Source organism: Dyadobacter bucti (assembly GCF_005869225.1).
GTDB classification, from domain to species: Bacteria; Bacteroidota; Bacteroidia; order Cytophagales; family Spirosomataceae; genus Dyadobacter; species Dyadobacter bucti.
In genome coordinates this window covers 568900-587461 of sequence record NZ_SWFP01000004.1, presented here as the reverse complement: position 1 = coordinate 587461, position 18562 = coordinate 568900, and the positions used below count along the sequence as shown (strand labels likewise).

Sequence of the window (18562 nt, the reverse complement as noted above, 5' to 3'; positions counted from 1 at the left end):
TTGAAAAAATCGTTCATCATGAATTTAAATATTAAGGCAACAAAACAAGCCACTTTCGATGCGATTGTGGTAGGTTCGGGGATTAGCGGAGGCTGGGCCGCGAAAGAACTGTGCGAAAAAGGTCTGAAAGTGGTTATGCTCGAAAGAGGCCGGGATCTTAAACACATTACTGATTATAAAACTGCAACACTGGCCCCATGGGAGTTTGAACACCGGGGGCGGGTGACCACGGTTGCAAAGGAGGAATACTGGGCAGGTATGCGCACGGGATATACCGCCAATGAAGAGCATAGATACCTATTCGAAAACGATAAGGAAAACATGTACGATGAAACCAGGAAATTTGACTGGATCCGTGCATACCACGTCGGAGGCCGTTCGCTCCTATGGGGACGCCAGAGCTATCGCCTCAATCCGATGGATTTTGAAGCCAATGCAAAAGACGGGATCTCCATCGACTGGCCGATCCGTTACAATGACATCGCTCCCTGGTACGACTACGTGGAGAAATTTGCTGGTATCAGTGGCGCCAGAGATGGACTGGATGTACTTCCTGACGGTCAATTCCTTCCTCCCATGCAGATGAACTGCGTTGAAAAACACGTGAAGGGAGAGGTCGAGAAAAAGTTTGGTGGACGCCATATCATCATTGGCCGTACCGCCAATTTGAGCCAGCCCAACGCTGTCCATACAGAACTGGGGCGTGCTGCTTGCCAGTTTCGCAACATGTGCATGCGAGGATGTCCTTATGGTGCTTATTTCAGCACGCAGGCGGCTACACTTCCTGCTGCTCAAAGGACTGGCAATTTAACGCTTGTGCCTGATTCCATTGTTTCTGAGGTGATTTATGATGACAAGCTTGGCAAAGTTACCGGTGTAAGGATCATCAACCAGAACACGATGGAGACCAAGGAATATTATGCAAAAATCATCTTCATGAATGCGTCAGCTATTCCTTCAGCGTCGATTCTGATGAATTCAAAATCCAAGCGGTTCCCGAATGGTCTGGGTAACGAAAGTGATCAGCTGGGCCGTAACATTATGGACCACCACCTTGCGGTGGGAGCAAGAGGTACAATGCCCGGATTTGAGGATAAATATTATTTCGGCCGCAGGGCTAACGGCATTTACGTTCCGCGCTACCGCAACTGGGGCAATGACAAAAGGGATTATCTCAGAGGTTTCGGTTACCAGGGCGGGGCAAGCCGCGATAGCTGGAGCGGTGGAGCCGGTGTTGAAGGTTTCGGTGCTGATTTCAAGAAAAAGCTTTCTGAACCGGGGGCGTGGACTATGAACCTGGGTGGATTCGGAGAAATGATCCCGGATGAGAAAAACAGGTTTACGCTGCATCCTACGAAAAAAGATAAATGGGGCTTACCGATCGTAGTTTTCGATGCTGCTTATGGCGACAACGAGAAAAAAATGCGGAAGGACATGATGAACGATGCCGCGGAAATGCTGGAAGCCGCAGGTTTGACAAACGTATCTCCATACAATGACGAGTCTAAGCATCCCGGAATCGGTATTCATGAAATGGGGACCGCTCGCATGGGTAATGACCCTAAAACCTCAGTTTTGAATAAAAACAACCAGGTTTGGGGTGCGGAAAATGTATTTGTCACAGACGGCGCCTTCATGACTTCGGCATCCTGTGTAAATCCATCGCTGACTTACATGGCGATGACAGCCCGTGCTGCCGACTTCGCGGTAAAGGAGTTGAAGAAAATGAATATTTAGAAGAAAATTTCTGTTACTGGTTGAAAAAAGCCTCTCCGGGTATATCCGGCGGGGCTTTTTCTTTCTATACTTATCATCTGATTAATTTTCCTCCATCTAATTTACTAACCCTTTGAAAGATTATACCCTACCTCCTCCCCAGCGCGTTTCGTCGGTGGACGCTTATCGTGGATTTGTAATGTTTTTAATGATGGCGGAGGTACTCCGGTTCGGTAAAGTTGCCGATGCGTTTCCCGAAAGCACTTTCTGGGCTTTTTTGGATTTCCACCAAAGCCATGTTCCCTGGATAGGATGCTCATTACATGATCTGATACAGCCCTCCTTTTCATTCCTGGTTGGTGTGGCACTGCCCTACTCTATGGCAAGCCGTGCCAGCAAACAGCAGTCCACCTCCGTAATGTGGTACCATACGATCCGACGCTCCCTGATCCTGATCCTGCTCGGTATTTTTTTGAGGTCCATGCACGCCAACCAGACCAATTTTACATTTGAAGACACCCTTACGCAAATCGGATTGGGTTACCCCATACTATTTGCTCTGGGTTTTGGATCTGAGAAAATTCAGTGGGGCGCATTTGTAAGTATTTTGTTTCTCTACGGACTCGCATTTGCGCTGTACCCGTTGCCCGGCCCTTATTTCGACTGGTCCGAAACAGGTATTACCGCTGACTGGGAACATAACCTGAAAGGATTTGCAGCACATTGGAATAAGAACACGAATTTCGCCTGGGCCTTCGACAGGTGGTTTATGAATTTGTTCCCAAGAGAGAAAGCCTTTCATTTCAATGGAGGAGGTTACAGCACATTAAGTTTTATAACAACACTCGGAACGATGATACTCGGGCTGATTGCGGGGCAGTGGCTCAAATCTTCAACTTCACCTATGCTGCTCATCAAACGCCTGGTTGTAACTTCTGCAATTTTGTTTGTAGTGGCCCTGGTGCTACATTTTGCCGGTGTAAATCCGATCGTCAAGAGAATCTGGACACCGGCATGGACTTTGTTTAGCGGCGGATGGTGCTTTTTACTTTTGGCAACATTCTATTTCCTGGTTGATGTATTACAAAAAAAATCACTATTTATCCCGCTGATTGTCATCGGGACCAACTCTATCGCCGCATATATCATCGCCCATACCATTGACAGTTTCATCGACCAGTCTTTCCGGATCAATATCAGCCCAAACTATGACCTGATCTTGGGAGATCCATATCGGACCCTGGTAAGCGGAGCTACGATCCTGCTATTCGAATGGCTGATATTGCACTGGATGTACAAGAAAAAGATCTTTATTAAAATATAGGCAATGCGCTATATTTGATGCATTAACAGATAAATCACCAGATGCAGATACGAGGCATTCACCATATTGCGATCATTTGTTCGGATTACGAGAGATCTAAACGTTTTTATACAGAAGTGCTGGGGTTCAAAATTGAAAGAGAGGTTTACCGTTTAGAAAGGAAATCATACAAGCTTGACCTGTCTCTGAACGGACTTTACTGTATCGAGCTTTTTTCATTCCCGAACCCACCCAAACGCGTTTCTATGCCTGAGTCTTGCGGACTCAGGCATATAGCTTTTCAGGTTGAAAACATTGAAGCGGCAATTTCTGAGCTAAATGCTAAAAATGTAATCGCCGAAGCTGTGAGAGTTGATGAATTTACCGGGAAAAAATTTACATTTTTCGCTGATCCCGATAACTTGCCAATTGAATTTTACGAGCGATAGGACCAACCAGATCAGGCCGCAGCCGTATAACTGATCGTTTTTAAGTTCCCGCGTTCCAGTTTGGAAAGCGCCTCATAAAATTCGGAAATCCTTATAAGGTGCTCTTCCAGCATAATTCTTGCCTCTGAGTCTTTATCAAGGTATGAACGAAGTGATTTGTACAGTTGCAGCGTTGCACTTTCAGTTTTTTTAAGACACTTCGCTATATCTTCTTTTTCATGCGCACTTTCTATTGTACTCAATACATTCTTGGATACAATCGCACTGGTGTCACCAAGCTCAAGGTCGTTCAAAAAGCATTTGAAATAGTCATAAATCCAACGTATTTCTTTTTGAAAAAGCAATGCACTAACATGGCCCTGGCTCAATACCCTGCGAAAGGAACCCATACTCTCTTTCTTTAACGCCTCCAGATACAGTAGTTCTCTGTTCTTTTGCTCATTCCATAATGCCCTGATCATGAGAACAAACTCACTTGCTTTTGCGTCTTCCATTTCCCGAACCATTTATTGCTGAATTTAAAATATCAGACAAAACAATTGTGCCCGAATGTATCTCAAAGGCTACCATTATGATTATCACAACAATAATCCATGCGTAAATTATAAAAAGCCGTTGAATAAATTTTCAGTCACGAAAACTGTCCGGCTTGCGTAGATTTAATTGGGGTACATTTGCCATAACTTTTGGGGTTCGCTGGGGAATTTTAATCAACAAATCACATACCTGAAAGTTGAAATTTTTTACTCGGAAGAAACAGCCTAACTTTGTTGGCTTACAATATTTGCAGGCTATATGGGTTAAATAACATCGTCCTGTTGCCCGCTACGAATACGAATTATTAAAAACATGTTTAAAATTCCCTTTAAGTTTTGTCTTTTTGTTACTTTCATTGCCAGCTCCTGCAAGACCTCAGCTCCGCCCGCCCAGGTAGAACAAACTGCATCTGCGTTGGTAGAAATAGGAAATGAAAAATTTTCACTGGAAGAGTATCAAGAGTCATATAACAAAAACAAATTTGCGTCCGACTCAGGAAAAGCACTGACTCCGGAAGACTACCTTCCTCTTTATACTGATCTCAAAATAAAAGTCCTTCAGGCTAAAGAGGAGGGCAGGGACACTACTTCCGACTACAAAGAAGAGATTAACTCCTATCGCGACCAGCTTGCAAAAAATCACTTGGTGGATAAAGTCCAGGTGGATAAGCTTACCGAAGAAGCTTACAACCGGCTAAAACACGAACTAAGGGCGTCGCATATATTAATAAAGGTATCCGAAGATGCTTCTCCGGCAGATACGCTGGAGGCCTATCGCGCGGCGACTGTGTTGAGAGGCCGGCTCGAAGAAGGTTCTGACTTCGGGGATATGGCTGCGAAGTTCAGCAAAGATCCTCAGGCCCGTGTCACCAAAGGCGACCTCGGCTATTTCACTGCTTTTCAGACCCTATATCCTTTCGAAACCGCTGCTTACAGTATGCCCGTCGGGAAAATATCGCAGCCAGTCCGAACGAAATCGGGGTATCATATTATCAAGGTTACCGATAAGCGGACAAACAGAGGGATGGTCCAGATCGCACACATTATGGTACAGGCAGATACCTCCGCAACCGCAGCAAAAAAGGAAGCCGCGAAGTTGCGGATCAACGAAGCTTATGCAAAATTACAATCCGGAAGCGAATGGGCCAGTGTTGTGGAAGCATATTCAGATGATAAACAATCCAGCAAAAATAACGGGTTGCTGCCCATGTTCGGTACTGGCCAGATGGTACCCGAGATAGAAGAAACGGCCTTCGGTCTGACCAAAATCAACTCCTATTCCAAGCCCGTGCTAACTATGTACGGCTGGCATATTTTGAAGCTGGTAGATAAAAAGAGCCTGGAACCCTACAGCGTGATGGCCCCGGCACTGAGCAAAAAAGTAGTAACGGATTCCCGGGGAAAAGCACTGGAGCAATTCAATGCTAAAAGGCTGAGAGAAAAATATGCCGTGCAGGAATTCGCTGACCAATGGAATGCCGTTGCGATTTTGGGCGACAGCACTATTATTACAGGCAAGTGGGATTATATGCGCGCCGTGTCAAATGACTGGGCTGGTAGTGTTCTGTTCAAGATTGACCAGAGTTCCTACACCGCGTTGTCTTTTCTTGAGTACGTAAAGAGAAAGCAGCAGCCCCGCTCGAAGGATGCTTCCCCTTCGATTGTTTTTCGCCGTTATTACAATGAATTTATCACCGAATCGCTGTCCAATTATGAAAAAGAGCATCTGGAAGAAACCAGTCCGGCCTTCCGCAGCCTGATGAATGAAATCCGGGAAGGTGTTTTGCTCTCTCAGGTAATGGAAGAAAATGTATGGCAGCGCTCATTGTCCGATTCGGTCGGTCAAAAGAACCTGTACGATAGGTATAAAGACAAATATAAATTCCCGGAAAGAGCCTTGGGAACCATGGTTTCAGCTCCTGACACACAGACTTTAAATGCGGTTGTAAAAACACTGGCTGTCAGCCCTTACAAACTGGAAAGAAAAGCGAAAGAGTTGCTGTTCCCCGTCAATGTCACAGAAATCAGCAAAGAGCAGTCCGGCATCCTTTCCGATCTTTATATTGTTATGGAAAAGAATCCTGACTACATTGTTGAAATCGCGGGATACCGGTCGGCTGACGAAACCGAAGCTACTTCTGCGAACAGGATCAGGAATGTTATCAAATATCTGAATGCACAAAACATCCCGATCCTGCGTATCATTGAAAAAGATTACGGTTCTTTTCGTCAATCCGCCGAATCTGAGCGTAATCATCGTGTGAGCTTTCAATTTTACAGTTCGTCGAGGAAAGATGTAGAGAGGGTTTATAATTCAGAAACGGGCGGCTCCGTTATGATTGACGATGGTTATTTCTCAAAAGAAAAACTTGCTGCAAACGGTTTTAAATGGCAGACCGGCACTCAGAATTCTACCGGTAATAATCTGGTTTTTTGGATCGATGTTAAAAAAATAGAGCCTGCCAGAGGAAAAACTTTTGCCGAAGCGAGAGGCAGCGTGATCAATGATTTTCAAAAAGAGCTGGAAAAACAATGGGTGTCCGGACTGCAGCAAAAATTCCCTGTGAAAGTCAATGCTACGGAATTAGAAAAAATTAAGCGTTAAAACGTATTTTAGCATTTTGGAAAAGTGCGGACTTTAATTAAAACGTACAAAACAGAAAACCCTGCGGTCTGAAATAGTGGAACAAAACAATCGTATGAAAATAAATAAACTGATCACAGCGTCAATAACCGCTGTTTTTTGCCTTGTATTAAATCTGACCGGTTCCGGCCAGGGGCAGCAAGGTGTGAGTATCGACAAAATCATTGCACGTGTTGATAACCACTACATCCTGAACTCCGAACTGGAGGATATGTACAACCAGTACAAGTCCGAAGGCCGGGGAGCTCCTGAAAAATGTCAGCTCCTGGAATCTCTGATTATCAACAAAATGCTTCTTGCAAAAGCGGAAATCGACTCCGTGCTTGTAGAAGACAAAGAAGTTGACAATGAACTGGACGGCAAGATGAGCTATATGATCCAGCGTTTCGGATCAGAAAAGAACATCGTTGAAGCCTATGGCAAAAGTATCGACAACCTCAAGAGCGAACTACGCCAGCAGGTCAAGGAGCAGAAGATTGTAGAAAAGATGCAGCGGACAATATCCGGCAACGTCAAAATCACTCCGAGCGAGGTAAGGAGGTTTTTCAATTCAATCCCAAAGGACAGCCTTCCATACATTCCTTCCGAGGTTGAAATAGGCCATATTGTACGGCTTGGAACTGTTACCCGCGAACAAAAGGATAAGCTGAGGCAGCAGTTGCTGGAATTAAAACAGCGGGCTGAAAAAGGCGAAGATTTTGCGACCCTTGCGCAGGTGTATTCTGAGGATCTTGGCTCGGCAAAAAATGGTGGTGACCTCAACTTTGCAAAACGCGGTGCAATGGTACCGGAGTTTGAAGGCGCTGCCCTGGCATTGAAACCGGGAGAAATGTCTGATATCGTTGAATCTCAGTTTGGATTTCACCTTATCAAGCTCATAGAAACAAGAGGTGCTGAATACCATGCAAGGCACATTCTCTTGCGACCTGATTATAACAAAGGCACAGACATGACAGACGCGCTCCGTACTTTGGACAGTCTGAGAAATCTTATAGAAATCGATACATTGAAATTTGCAAAAGCAGCCCTGGATAATTCCGAAGACAAAGAAACTGCTGAATCAGGCGGCCTGATCCAGGATAGAAGTACGGGCTTGGCAAGACTTACACTTGATGCGTCCATGGATCCCGCGCTGTACTTTGCGATCGACACCATGAAAGTAGGAGATCTCAGCCACCCGGTTGCATACCGTACCGAAGACGGCAGAAGCGCATTGCGAATCCTGTGGTACAAAAGCAAATCGGAACCTCATACCGCCAATCTCCGCGATGATTATGAAAAACTTTCGCAGATCGTGCTAAGCAACAAGCGTAACAATGCGCTGGAAGAGTGGTTCAAAAAAGCCCAGGGCGACGTATTCATAAGCATTGAGCCTGAATACAAAAACTGCAAAGTGCTAGGACTGGCCACCGGCGACGACAGTTGATGCATTGATATTGATTACGGAATACACCGCCTGACAAAAGAGTTGAAAATCTAATCATACATATTGTGAAGTATTCATCGGACGTAGAAGCAGCAGAAGCTATGAAAGTAGCTTATGAAAAAATCCGTAGTGAAATAGGAAATGTGATCATTGGACAGGATGAAGTTGTTAAAAGACTTCTCACCGCTATTTTTTGTCAGGGACATTGCCTGCTGGTAGGTGTTCCGGGACTGGCAAAAACCCTTCTGATTCAAACCATTGCATCATCCCTGGATCTAAATTTCAACCGTATCCAGTTTACTCCGGACCTTATGCCTTCCGATATTCTTGGTTCTGAGACCCTGGATCAAAACCGGAATTTTAAATTCATCAAAGGACCTATTTTTGCCAATATTATTCTGGCAGATGAGATTAACCGTACTCCCCCCAAAACACAGTCTGCCCTTTTAGAGGCCATGCAGGAATATTCGGTCACGATTGCCGGAGCCAAACATTCCCTTGACCGCCCATTTTTTGTTTTGGCTACACAAAACCCGATCGAACAGGAAGGAACTTACCCTCTTCCCGAAGCTCAGCTCGACCGTTTTATGTTCATGATCCAGCTCGATTACCCTTCCTATGCCGAAGAAGTCAACATTGTGAAAAGCACGACGAGCGACAGCCGTTATACGGTAAAAAAAGTGATTACAGCGGAAGAAATCATGGACTTTCAGCATTTGGTACGGAGAGTGCCAGTCACTGACCATGTGATCGAATATGCGGTAAAACTTGTCCACAAAACCCGCCCGTCTTCGGGATTGGCTGTAAAAGACACGAATGACTATCTGGAATGGGGTGCCGGCCCCCGCGCCTCTCAGGCATTGATCCTGGCAGCCAAGTGCAATGCATTATTGTCTGGAAAGTATTCTCCGGACATTGAAGATGTCAAGGCTGTTTCACTGCCTGTACTCCGCCACAGGATTATCAGAAACTTCAAAGCGGAGGCAGAAGGTATTTCCGTCGATGATATTATTGCTCGTCTGGTTTGATCAGTGAGTCGGGATAACCGACTTCCACCAGAAACAAACCTTCCGCCGGAGCCTGAGCTCCGGCTTTTTTTCTGTCTTTTGCTAAAATAATATCTTCAAAGTCGGCCATTGACTTTTTGCCTTTTCCTATTTCGAGGAGCGTTCCAACGAGCGCTCTTACCATTCCTCTGAGAAAACGGTTGGCCTGCACGTGAAAAACCAACAGGTCATCCCTTTCGATCCAGACTGCCTCAGAAATAGTACATCTGAAATTATTCACGTTGGTATGTACCTTACTGAAACTTTCAAAATCATGATGAATCAAAAGCAAAGCTGCTGCCTTGTTCATGGCTGGGACGTCGAGCGGAGCAGCCAGAAAATAAACTTCGTCTATCAGAAAAGGGTTTTTCAAGCGACTGATCCGGTACTCATATTTTCTGTGCGTAGCTGCAAATCTTGAATTAACGTCCTCAGGTACAGCCAGTATCCTTTTGACAGCAATATCACGAGGAATTATCCCATTCAGCTTGTATATCAGCATATCGGTATCAGGAATGGGATTTTCCAAATCAAAATGCGCAAACTGCTGACTCGCATGAACCCCTGTATCCGTACGGCTGCTGCCTGTAAGTTCCACCGTCGTTCTCAGTACCTTTGCGAGCGCTTCTTCAAGCACTTGCTGTATGCCAAGTGAGTTTTTTTGTTTTTGCCAACCATTATAGGCAGTTCCTTTGTAGCTGAATTCGAGAAAATAACGCATGGTGCAAAAATAACGCAAACGACCCGGATTTGCGATTTACCGCCACGGATTGCAGATTTTCTTACGAAGAAGGTTAACTTTGACAATTAAAAAATTTTCGCAGCCTAGTATGTTTACGGAAGAGAAAAAAGAAGAGAAGAGCCTGAATTTTTTGGAGGAAATTGTCGAGGCAGACTTGCAGTCAGGGAAATATACCCAAATCATAACGCGCTTTCCGCCTGAACCGAACGGATATCTGCATATTGGTCATGCTTCCAGTATCTGCCTGAATTTTGGTCTGACAAAAAAATTTCCCGGCTATACTAACCTGCGCTTCGACGACACCAATCCGGTCACCGAAGATACAGAGTATGTGGAGAGCATTAAAAACGACATACGCTGGCTCGGTTTCGAATGGGAACACGAATTATATGCTTCCGACTACTTTGATATACTTTACAATTTTGCATTAACGCTTATCACAAAAGGCCTTGCTTACGTCGACGATTCTACGTCCGATGAAATTGCAGCCCTCAAAGGCACTCCAACAGAACCCGGGAAAAACAGTCCCTTCCGCGACCGTACCGTGGAGGAAAACCTGGTACTGTTTGAACGCATGAAAAACGGGGAATTCCCCGATGGTAGCCTGACGCTTCGTGCCAAAATTGATATGGCCCACATGAACATGCTCATGCGTGATCCCATTTTATACCGGATCAAACACGCGCATCACCACCGCACAGGCAACAATTGGTGCATATATCCAATGTACGATTTTGCCCACGGCCAAAGCGATTCGATCGAGACTGTTACACATTCGATCTGTACACTGGAATTTGCCCCCCACCGCGAGCTATACGATTGGATCATTGAAAAACTAGAAATATATCCGTCCCGCCAATACGAATTTGCGCGACGCAACCTGAACTACACCGTTACCAGCAAAAGAAAGTTGTTGCAACTTGTGCAGGAAGGATATGTGAACGGCTGGGACGACCCCCGTATGCCAACACTCAGCGGTATGAGAAGACGTGGCTATACACCTGAGAGCATTCGTGATTTCTGTGACAGGATCGGGGTCGCACGTCGGGAAAATATGATTGACGTGGGCTTGCTGGAATTCTGCGTGAGAGAAGATCTGAATAAAAAGGCTTTGCGAAGAATGGTTGTGCTGGATCCGCTCAAAGTTGTGATTACCAATTTCCCCGAAGGAGTTACCGAGATGTGCCATAGCGAGAACAACCCGGAAGATATTGCTGCGGGTGTCCGCGAAATACCTTTTTCAAGAGAGATATTGATCGAGAAAGAGGATTTCATGGAAATCCCTGCCAAGAAATATTTCCGCCTTGCACCGGGTAAAATGGTACGCCTAAAAGGCGCATACATCATTCAATGTGACGATTTTGTGAAAAATGAAAGTGGGGAGATCACCGAAGTCCGCTGCTCATTCATAGAAAACAGTAAGAGTGGCCAGGATACAACCGGTATCAATGTGAAGGGCACCTTGCACTGGGTATCGGCTGCACATGCCGCACCGGTAGAAATCCGGCTTTACGACCGGCTGTTTTCAGTGGAAGACGTTTCCTCCGAAGAGCTGGATTTCAAAGAGTATCTTAATCCGGATTCGCTGCATGTGATCACAGGGTATGCCGAGCCGGCATTGCTGGACTCGAACCCAGGTGATTCTTTCCAGTTCCTTCGTAAAGGTTATTTCGCAGCAGATGCAGAGAGTACAGCTGAAAAACCGGTATTCAACCGCACAGTAACCTTACGCGATAACTGGGCCAAGGCTTCGGAAAGCAAGTAATCAAGTAGGGAGGCGTACACTACCTCCCAAACATTTCAGCGTTTTTAAAACGCTAACTAAATATATTTAGATTGCTTTTAAATAAACTTGCGTTGCACTGAGTTTGGCTTTATCTTTGGGGAACAATATCCACGATCAAAACACTTTGCCTCAGTGAATACCCGGAATGAATTATTCAGTACCTCGAAAGGTTACAGCTTTCAATGTGATAGAAGTTCCAAAATTGTCCTTCATTTTGAAGAAATTCAGGCAACTTTCAGAATTCAGGACTTCCTCAATTTCCGCCGGGTAATTAACAACATTGATATCAGAAGTAAGATCTTTGATCTCTCCGACGAGTCTGACTACGAGTTTATCGAGGCTCCGCAGCTCAATATTTATCAGAAACTCACTCTGTGCCAGCTGATCCAGTTACGCGAGCTTGTGAACGGGACACACTTCGCAATTGAGCTCAATTCATTACTTCATACATTGCTCTTCACGGAATCAGAATTAGTCTAAATAGCTCATTCCGATCATATTAGACCAATTCCAAATTTCTCTTTCAGTTTGGAATGATGAACTTTCATGTGATATTTGCACTTACTAATGTAAAGCAAAAGCTAGTAAACCATGAGAGATCTATTAAGACAAAGAACTTCCCTGAAAGAGGAGATAGAGATACTTTTAAACAATCAGGTGAAAATGGAAGCAGAAGCTTCAGCCAAATATCTGGCTATGGCTTCATGGTGTGACCGCAACGGTTTCAAACACAGCGCGTCTTATTTTCTGAAACAATCTGACGAAGAAAGATCACATATGCTGAAAATCTTCAACTACCTGATGACGGTTGGAGGAACAGCAATATCTCCCGAAGTAGCGGCTGTAAAGCAGGAATTTGCAACTTTCAAAAGTGTGTTTGAATCTGCATTACAAGGCGAAATTGCGGTTACCCAATCTATCAACCGCATCGTTACCCAGACACGCAGGGAAGAAGATTACGCGACTGAAAACTTCCTGCAATGGTTTGTAAAAGAGCAGATTGAAGAAGAAGACAATGCACGCCGTGCTATCGAACTTTTTGAGGTAATCGGCGAGGATGGCAGCGGCCTGTATCTGATCGACAAAGCGATTGGAAAGATCAATTCAGAAGATTAAGCTTATTTCATTGGACACACATTTGGCTGTTTTCCTCACGGAAAGCAGCCATTTTTTATTTTAGAACATTCACACTTTCTTCACAATCGAATAGATAGCGGTATCCTGAAATTTACCCTCGAAATAAAAGTTTTCTTTAAAATGGGCCTCTTTTACAAACCCATGCTTCAACAGGATCTTGCAGGATTTTTCATTTTCCGGATTGACCTTCGCCTCAATGCTGTGAAAACCAAGATCGTTTAACCCGCATTGCAGCAGTACCGATATGGCTTCGTTCATGTACCCTTTTCCCCACAGGTCGGGATGGATCATGTAGCCGATCTCTGCCCGGTAATGATCTTTGTCAATAGTATGGTAGCCGATTGTCCCGATTACTCTCCCGCCTTCGCCTTTTAGGTTTATCCCCCAGGTGATACTTATATTTTCCGATATATTTTTCAGATAAAAGGCGATCAGTTTCTCGGCTTCTTCCACAGATCGGAGCAACGATTTGCCGATATACCTCATCGCCTCCGGATTACTCCTGAGATTATACACGTCGGTAGCATCTTCCGGCGTAAACTTACGCAGGATCAGCCGCTCAGTTTCAAGAACGGGGAAGGGATCAAAATTAAGCGCAAGCATAGCTACATCTGTTTATCCGCAATCAGAGCTGCATCTTTATAAGTATATACAGTAAATGGAAAAACAAGATGCGCAATAAATTTGGAAATCAGACAGGCCAGCGTGACAGGAATGAATAATAGCCTGCTCCTGCGCTTCACGAACACTACAAGTGCAAACAAAAAATCTGTAACAGTCGCATTGAAAAGGGCAGTTACCCCTGCCGGGAGCCCGGCACTGATCAGATCGGCCTGTATTTTTTCAGGTGGGCCACTTTCCCGCTGGACAGGGCGCCGATGGATGCTTGTTGCTACGACCGTAGACGCTTCGATCACAGTAGAAACCTCTTTGATACCTTTGTTCGGCTTATTTCTGAATAAAATAGTCAGGTAAGATGATTTTGGATGCCTAAGATGAAGTGGTTTTTATCGGTATCTGCGTGTCCAGATTTTATACCAGTTTTTGTTAGCAGGATAATTACGGTGTGCTGCCGTTCTGTTGATGACGATTGCAACGATCAGAAGAATGACGACGCCCGTCAGGACAGGGCTCAGCACATACCAATAGCCAAGGCTTTTAATTTTTTCGGAGCCTATATTGGCGATCAGCGCAGTGGCGCCACCAGGCGGATGGAGTGTTTTGGTAACCTGCATCAAAACTATAGATAATGAAACCGCAAAGGCGGACGAAAGCCAGATCTGATCCGGGAAAACCAGCTGGACAGTAACGCCAACCAGCGCGCAGATCACATGCCCGCCAATCAGATTACGCGGCTGGGCAAGCGGGCTGTTGACGATCCCGTAAATCAAAACAGAAGAAGCTCCGAAGGAACCGATCAGAAAGAGGTTATCTGATTCGGTAAAGCTCTTTTCATTCAGAAAGCCTATTAACCCTATCCCTAGAAATGAACCCAGAAATGTCCAAATATGCTCTTTGACATCGATCAGGGTTTCCTTGTAAATCACATACTTAACGAGGCGTGCGTTTCTCTTAATCCTTTTTTTCAAAACAACATCAACTTAATAACTACCACTGCAAATACAACTTTGCCCAGGTTGTGAAGGTTCGCGGCCTGGATAAATAAAATTCTGCAATGCCATAAAGATATGGTAATTTTCGGTACACCTTTTGTTTCTTCTCCGATTAAAAACTAGTATTGCAACAACCCACCGTTGGCACGTTTTCATGAATTACCTCGACGAGTTCAAGAAGTTTATTTCCAGTCATTACCTCTCTACCGGCGTCAGGTTAACGCTGGGTGCAATCATCCCCAGTCTTATATTTCAGCATTACGGCATCCTAGGCGACATGATCGCTTTCCCGCTCGGCACATTGCTTATCGGAAGTACAGACAATCCGGGACCTCACCACAGGCGGAGAAACTCGCTTCTGATAGCCATTGGAATATGCTTTCTGGTAGCGTGTATTACCGGTTTTTTACGGCATATCCATTTTATCATTTTTGCCGAAATTATCATTTTCGGAATGCTCTTCTCGCTGATCGGGGTGTATGGAAACAGGGTTAACAGCATCGGACTCATTGCGCTGCTTGTTTTTGTATTTAACATTGATGACCACCTTTCCGGGGACCTGGTACTAAGGACTGCCGTTACTTTTGCGGCAGGCGGGATCTGGTATTTTGTGCTTTTTATGATTTTACAGAGACTTCTTCCCTACAAACTGATACAGCAGCTGTTGGGCGAGAATTTTACGGAACTGGGAAAATTGCTCTCCATAAAAGCCGGATACTATTTTGCAAAACCCGACTATGACGATCTGTTCAACAAAATGATACACCAGCAGGTCATTCTTCGGGAAAATCACGAAAACCTCCGCGAAATTTTGTTCAAAACCAGGGAAATCGTAACCGAATCGACCAATACCAGCCGGATACTGATGCTGATGTTCCTGGACAGTATCGACCTCTTTGAACGTATCCTCAACTCACAACAGAATTATCTGAACCTGCACCGGGCTTTTGACGATACGAAAATCCTGAGGCTCTTTGGGATCTATATCACCTGGCTATCCGAAGAAATCCAGCAAATAGGGCTTGCCGTCCAAAGTGGTTTTCATTCCCATTCCAGGCACGATCTCGATGAAGCATTCAATAAGTGCCAGAAGGCTTTTGAAAAAATGCGCGAAAACAAAATGACGCATGAGAACATGGAGGACTTCATCATGCTGCGGCAGATCCTGAACAGTTTGCAGGATGTTACCGAGCGGGTAAAAAAGCTTCACCGGACCACTACGTACGATGCGGACGTAAGCAATGGATACAACCTGGCGGTGGAAGTGGACAATTTTATCCCCAAGCAGGAATATCATCCAAGAATACTGCTCGACAACCTTTCCCTCAAATCGAGCCATTTCCGGCATGCTGTGCGTGTCACTATCGCCCTGCTGATCGGATATACGGCCTCCCTGTTTTTCGAATTAGGTCATGGGTACTGGATTTTGCTTACTATAGTGACGATCATGAAACCGGCGTTCAGTATTACCAAGGAACGCAACCTGCACCGGATCGAGGGGACCATAATCGGCGTAGTGTCGGGATTTTTGGTTTTGTATCTCATCAAGGACAGTACTGTACTCTTCATCATCATGATGATTTCGATGATACTGGCTTATAGTTTCCTCAAAATCAACTATTTCATAGCCTGTACAAACATTACTTTATACGTCATTCTTTCATTCAATTTCCTCAACCCACAACATATTACGGATGTTTTGCAGGACCGCATGATCGATACCATCATCGGGTCCATCATTGCCTACTTCGTCTCGTCCTACATTTTACCCGTATGGGAGCATACCCAGATCAACCAGTACATCAAGGAAGCACTGCTGGCCAACCGTAAGTATTTTGACGTCGTGGCCGCCAAATTTGCAGGCAAAAATCTGGATATCAATGAATTAAAAGTTCTCCGGAAAGACGCTATCATTGCGATGGCCAACCTGTCCGATAACTTTCAGAAAATGCTCTCCGAGCCCAAGCGCCGGCAGATGAACATGGAAGAGTACCACCAGTTTGTAGCCACCAGCCACATGCTGACTTCCTACATTGCCTCTCTGTCGACTTATGCGCAGACTTTAGAATATTCGCAGTTCTCAATTGAATTTGAAATGATGATCCGGCAGATCGACCGGCAGTTACAGGCGGCAACAGATGTTATAGACGGAAAAATCGGAAACAGTGTCGAAATAACGCGGGAATCCCTTCCGCAAAATCAGCAGTTGCTGGAACTGCTCACGAAAAGAAAACGTGAAATCAAAGAGCTGGGGATTGAAAAGGCAGATCAGTCCCCCGCCCGCAAAATGTTATCGGACCTAAAAACGATCAATGGTCTTTTTGAGCTGATCAGTACGATTACCATCGATGAAATCAAGATTTTGCAAAAAATTAAACCTGTCAGTGCCTAACTTAGCCGGAAATTTAAGATCCGATCTCTAAAAATGATCCAGGCATGACGACGTTGACAGGCACAGAAAGAAAAAATATAACTCCCGGACTCTCAGTTTCAATCGTCCTGAAAAAGGACCAGCGCAGCGGCAAACTTACTGACGGCGTTGTGAAAGATATTCTTACCAAAGCACCCAATCACACGCACGGAATCAAGGTCAGGCTGCAAACCGGCGAAATAGGACGTGTTAAAGTGATCAAAACAGGAATTGTTTAAGCCGAAGGTTCGTTGATTCAGGCATAGTCTTCAATCATCTTTAAAAAAGCCTGCAATGTCCTCAATGTTATTCACTCCGTTTAAATTAAAAAATATCAGTTTAAAAAACAGAATAGTCGTCTCTCCCATGTGCCAGTACTCATCTGAGGATGGGTTCGCCAATGACTGGCATCTGGTTCACCTGGGAAGCAGGGCGGTAGGCGGTGCAGGGCTGATCATCACAGAAGCTACGGCAGTGTCGCCCGAAGGCCGCATTTCTCCTCAGGACCTCGGAATTTGGAAAGATGAACACATCGAAAAGCTGAAACAAATAACTGACTTTGTGTCCGCACAAGGTTCGGTAGCGGGTATTCAGCTTGCGCATGCGGGTCGCAAAGCGAGTACTTTTCCAGCCTGGAAAGGCCGTGGACAAGTACCGGCGGCTCAGGGCGGCTGGAAAACAGTGAGCGCCTCGGCTATTCCATTCCTTCCAAACGAAGATGCTCCGCTCGAACTCGACCGGGAAGGCATTCAAAAAGTGATCCGAGATTTTGCTTCTGCCGCTGAAAGATCATTAATGGCGGGTTTTAAAGTCATCGAAATCCATGCCGCGCACGGTTATCTGGTACATCAGTTCTTGTCACCGCTCAGCAATCAGCGTACCGATGAATACGGTGGCAGTTTTGAAAACCGTATCAGACTTTTACTGGAAATAGTAAGTGCAGTAAAATCGGTTTGCCCCGATGAGCAGCCTCTTGTAGTCAGAATTTCCGCCACGGACTGGGCAGAAAACGGCTGGGATACAGATCAATCCGTCAAGCTTTCAGAAATCCTCAAAAATGAAGGAGTAGACCTGATCGACGTTTCTTCCGGCGGACTTGTTTCGTATGCGAAAATTCAGGTAGGCCCCTCCTATCAGGTTCCTTTTTCGGCCAGAATTAAAAAAGAGGCCGGTGCGGCCACCGGCGCCGTGGGGCTTATTACCGAAGCAGCCCAGGCCGAAGAAATATTGCAAAACGGGGAAGCCGATCTGATTGTGATGGCGCGCGAACTTTTACGCGATCCGTACTTTCCATTACATGCATCCCACAAACTGGGCGAGGATATTGCCTGGCCGATCCAGTACGATCGTGCCAAACCAGCGTTGTGACTTTTTCCGGGCTATTTCAATACCGAAATAGCCGATTTCAAAATCATGTTAATGGTGTCAACCGGCAGGTCCTCTTCCGGGTCCATTAACATGATTTTCATACGCGAACGTTTTTCTGCAATCAGCGCCGGATGTTCGATCAGCTTACCATCGACGATTCCCAGATAGGGCCACCCGGTTTTTTTGTCAGCCCAGAGATAACAAATCCTTTTGCCCCGAAAAATATAAAAAGGCATGCTGTATCTCCATACTTCGGCAACATCCTTATCAAACTGCAGAATCAGCTGTCGTAACGCTTGCAGGCAGCTCCTTCCCGGCTCTTCCCGCGTATCGAAAAAATAATCTGCTTCTTTCAGCATAGCCAAATCCTTATCTTTGCGTGAATC

General features: G+C 45.3%; 18 protein-coding genes. 12 read left to right on the top strand and 6 right to left on the bottom strand.

Translation table 11 applies throughout. From position 1 onward, the window contains the following. Nucleotides 1-18: 18 nt before the first annotated feature. From FBF61_RS16080 to gloA2, 3 genes are all read left to right on the top strand, one after another. Nucleotides 19-1737 carry a GMC oxidoreductase gene (locus FBF61_RS16080; protein WP_138478978.1) on the top strand — a complete coding sequence of 573 codons (1719 nt, stop codon included), beginning with the start codon at nucleotides 19-21 and terminating at the stop codon, nucleotides 1735-1737. A 112-nt stretch (nucleotides 1738-1849) separates the two neighbouring features. Next, nucleotides 1850-3040 (top strand): acyltransferase family protein, encoded by a 1191-nt coding sequence (locus FBF61_RS16075; protein ID WP_374756618.1) that lies wholly within the window; start codon nucleotides 1850-1852, stop codon nucleotides 3038-3040. Between the two features lie 41 nt (nucleotides 3041-3081). Next, on the top strand, nucleotides 3082-3468 hold the full coding sequence (gene gloA2, locus FBF61_RS16070) for an SMU1112c/YaeR family gloxylase I-like metalloprotein (RefSeq protein ID WP_138478976.1): 387 nt from the start codon (nucleotides 3082-3084) through the stop codon (nucleotides 3466-3468). Between the two features lie 11 nt (nucleotides 3469-3479). Here the strand turns inward: gloA2 and FBF61_RS16065 are convergent, their stop codons facing one another. Continuing rightward, on the bottom strand, nucleotides 3480-3962 hold the full coding sequence (locus FBF61_RS16065; protein WP_138478974.1) for a hypothetical protein: 483 nt from the start codon (nucleotides 3960-3962) through the stop codon (nucleotides 3480-3482). 355 nt (nucleotides 3963-4317) lie between these two features. On the opposite strand from FBF61_RS16065, the gene FBF61_RS16060 reads away from it, so the two are divergent. From FBF61_RS16060 to FBF61_RS16050, 3 genes are all read left to right on the top strand, one after another. Beyond that, a complete protein-coding gene (locus FBF61_RS16060; RefSeq protein ID WP_138478972.1) occupies nucleotides 4318-6609 on the top strand; it encodes a peptidylprolyl isomerase in 2292 nt (763 codons plus the stop codon). Between the two features lie 94 nt (nucleotides 6610-6703). Further along, nucleotides 6704-8074, top strand: coding sequence for a peptidylprolyl isomerase (locus FBF61_RS16055; RefSeq protein ID WP_138478970.1), 1371 nt, complete (start codon nucleotides 6704-6706; stop codon nucleotides 8072-8074). A gap of 65 nt (nucleotides 8075-8139) precedes the next feature. Continuing rightward, entirely contained in the window at nucleotides 8140-9102 is a 963-nt protein-coding gene (locus tag FBF61_RS16050; RefSeq protein WP_138478968.1) for an AAA family ATPase, read from the top strand. Here the strand turns inward: FBF61_RS16050 and truA are convergent. Continuing rightward, nucleotides 9083-9841 carry a tRNA pseudouridine(38-40) synthase TruA gene (gene truA / locus FBF61_RS16045; protein WP_138478966.1) on the bottom strand — a complete coding sequence of 253 codons (759 nt, stop codon included), beginning with the start codon at nucleotides 9839-9841 and terminating at the stop codon, nucleotides 9083-9085. The two genes, FBF61_RS16050 and truA, sit on opposite strands and share 20 nt — an antisense overlap. 109 nt (nucleotides 9842-9950) lie before the next feature. On the opposite strand from truA, the gene FBF61_RS16040 reads away from it, so the two are divergent. The 3 genes from FBF61_RS16040 to FBF61_RS16030 all read left to right on the top strand — a co-directional run bounded on the left by FBF61_RS16040 (nucleotide 9951) and on the right by FBF61_RS16030 (nucleotide 12764). After that, nucleotides 9951-11627: a glutamine--tRNA ligase/YqeY domain fusion protein gene (locus tag FBF61_RS16040; RefSeq protein ID WP_138478963.1), complete on the top strand. Its 1677-nt coding sequence runs from the start codon at nucleotides 9951-9953 to the stop codon at nucleotides 11625-11627. Nucleotides 11628-11780: 153 nt separating this feature from the next. After that, nucleotides 11781-12128, top strand: a complete 348-nt coding sequence (locus tag FBF61_RS16035) for a hypothetical protein (RefSeq protein ID WP_229215074.1) — start codon at nucleotides 11781-11783, stop codon at nucleotides 12126-12128. A 111-nt stretch (nucleotides 12129-12239) separates the two neighbouring features. Then, nucleotides 12240-12764, top strand: coding sequence for a ferritin (locus FBF61_RS16030; protein ID WP_138478961.1), 525 nt, complete (start codon nucleotides 12240-12242; stop codon nucleotides 12762-12764). Between the two features lie 69 nt (nucleotides 12765-12833). On the opposite strand, the gene FBF61_RS16025 is transcribed toward FBF61_RS16030, so the two are convergent. The 3 genes from FBF61_RS16025 to FBF61_RS16015 all read right to left on the bottom strand — a co-directional run bounded on the left by FBF61_RS16025 (nucleotide 12834) and on the right by FBF61_RS16015 (nucleotide 14374). Next, nucleotides 12834-13388 carry a GNAT family N-acetyltransferase gene (locus FBF61_RS16025; protein WP_138478959.1) on the bottom strand — a complete coding sequence of 185 codons (555 nt, stop codon included), beginning with the start codon at nucleotides 13386-13388 and terminating at the stop codon, nucleotides 12834-12836. A 2-nt stretch (nucleotides 13389-13390) separates the two neighbouring features. Then, nucleotides 13391-13702: a chloride channel protein gene (locus FBF61_RS16020; RefSeq protein WP_166444548.1), complete on the bottom strand. Its 312-nt coding sequence runs from the start codon at nucleotides 13700-13702 to the stop codon at nucleotides 13391-13393. A gap of 90 nt (nucleotides 13703-13792) precedes the next feature. Beyond that, nucleotides 13793-14374 carry an HPP family protein gene (locus FBF61_RS16015; protein ID WP_138478955.1) on the bottom strand — a complete coding sequence of 194 codons (582 nt, stop codon included), beginning with the start codon at nucleotides 14372-14374 and terminating at the stop codon, nucleotides 13793-13795. Nucleotides 14375-14552: 178 nt separating this feature from the next. Between FBF61_RS16015 and FBF61_RS16010 the strand changes: the two genes are divergently transcribed. From FBF61_RS16010 to namA, 3 genes are read left to right on the top strand one after another with little or no spacing between them, the layout of a single operon-like run. Further along, nucleotides 14553-16790 carry an FUSC family protein gene (locus tag FBF61_RS16010; RefSeq protein ID WP_138478952.1) on the top strand — a complete coding sequence of 746 codons (2238 nt, stop codon included), beginning with the start codon at nucleotides 14553-14555 and terminating at the stop codon, nucleotides 16788-16790. 44 nt (nucleotides 16791-16834) lie between these two features. Then, nucleotides 16835-17047, top strand: a complete 213-nt coding sequence (locus FBF61_RS16005) for a YwbE family protein (protein WP_310590277.1) — start codon at nucleotides 16835-16837, stop codon at nucleotides 17045-17047. Between the two features lie 55 nt (nucleotides 17048-17102). After that, nucleotides 17103-18176, top strand: a complete 1074-nt coding sequence (gene namA, locus FBF61_RS16000; protein ID WP_138478950.1) for an NADPH dehydrogenase NamA — start codon at nucleotides 17103-17105, stop codon at nucleotides 18174-18176. 11 nt (nucleotides 18177-18187) lie between these two features. On the opposite strand, the gene FBF61_RS15995 is transcribed toward namA, so the two are convergent. Then, complete coding sequence (locus FBF61_RS15995; RefSeq protein WP_138478948.1) at nucleotides 18188-18535, bottom strand: DUF1801 domain-containing protein; 348 nt, start codon at nucleotides 18533-18535, stop codon at nucleotides 18188-18190. Between the last annotated feature and the right edge of the window lie 27 nt (nucleotides 18536-18562).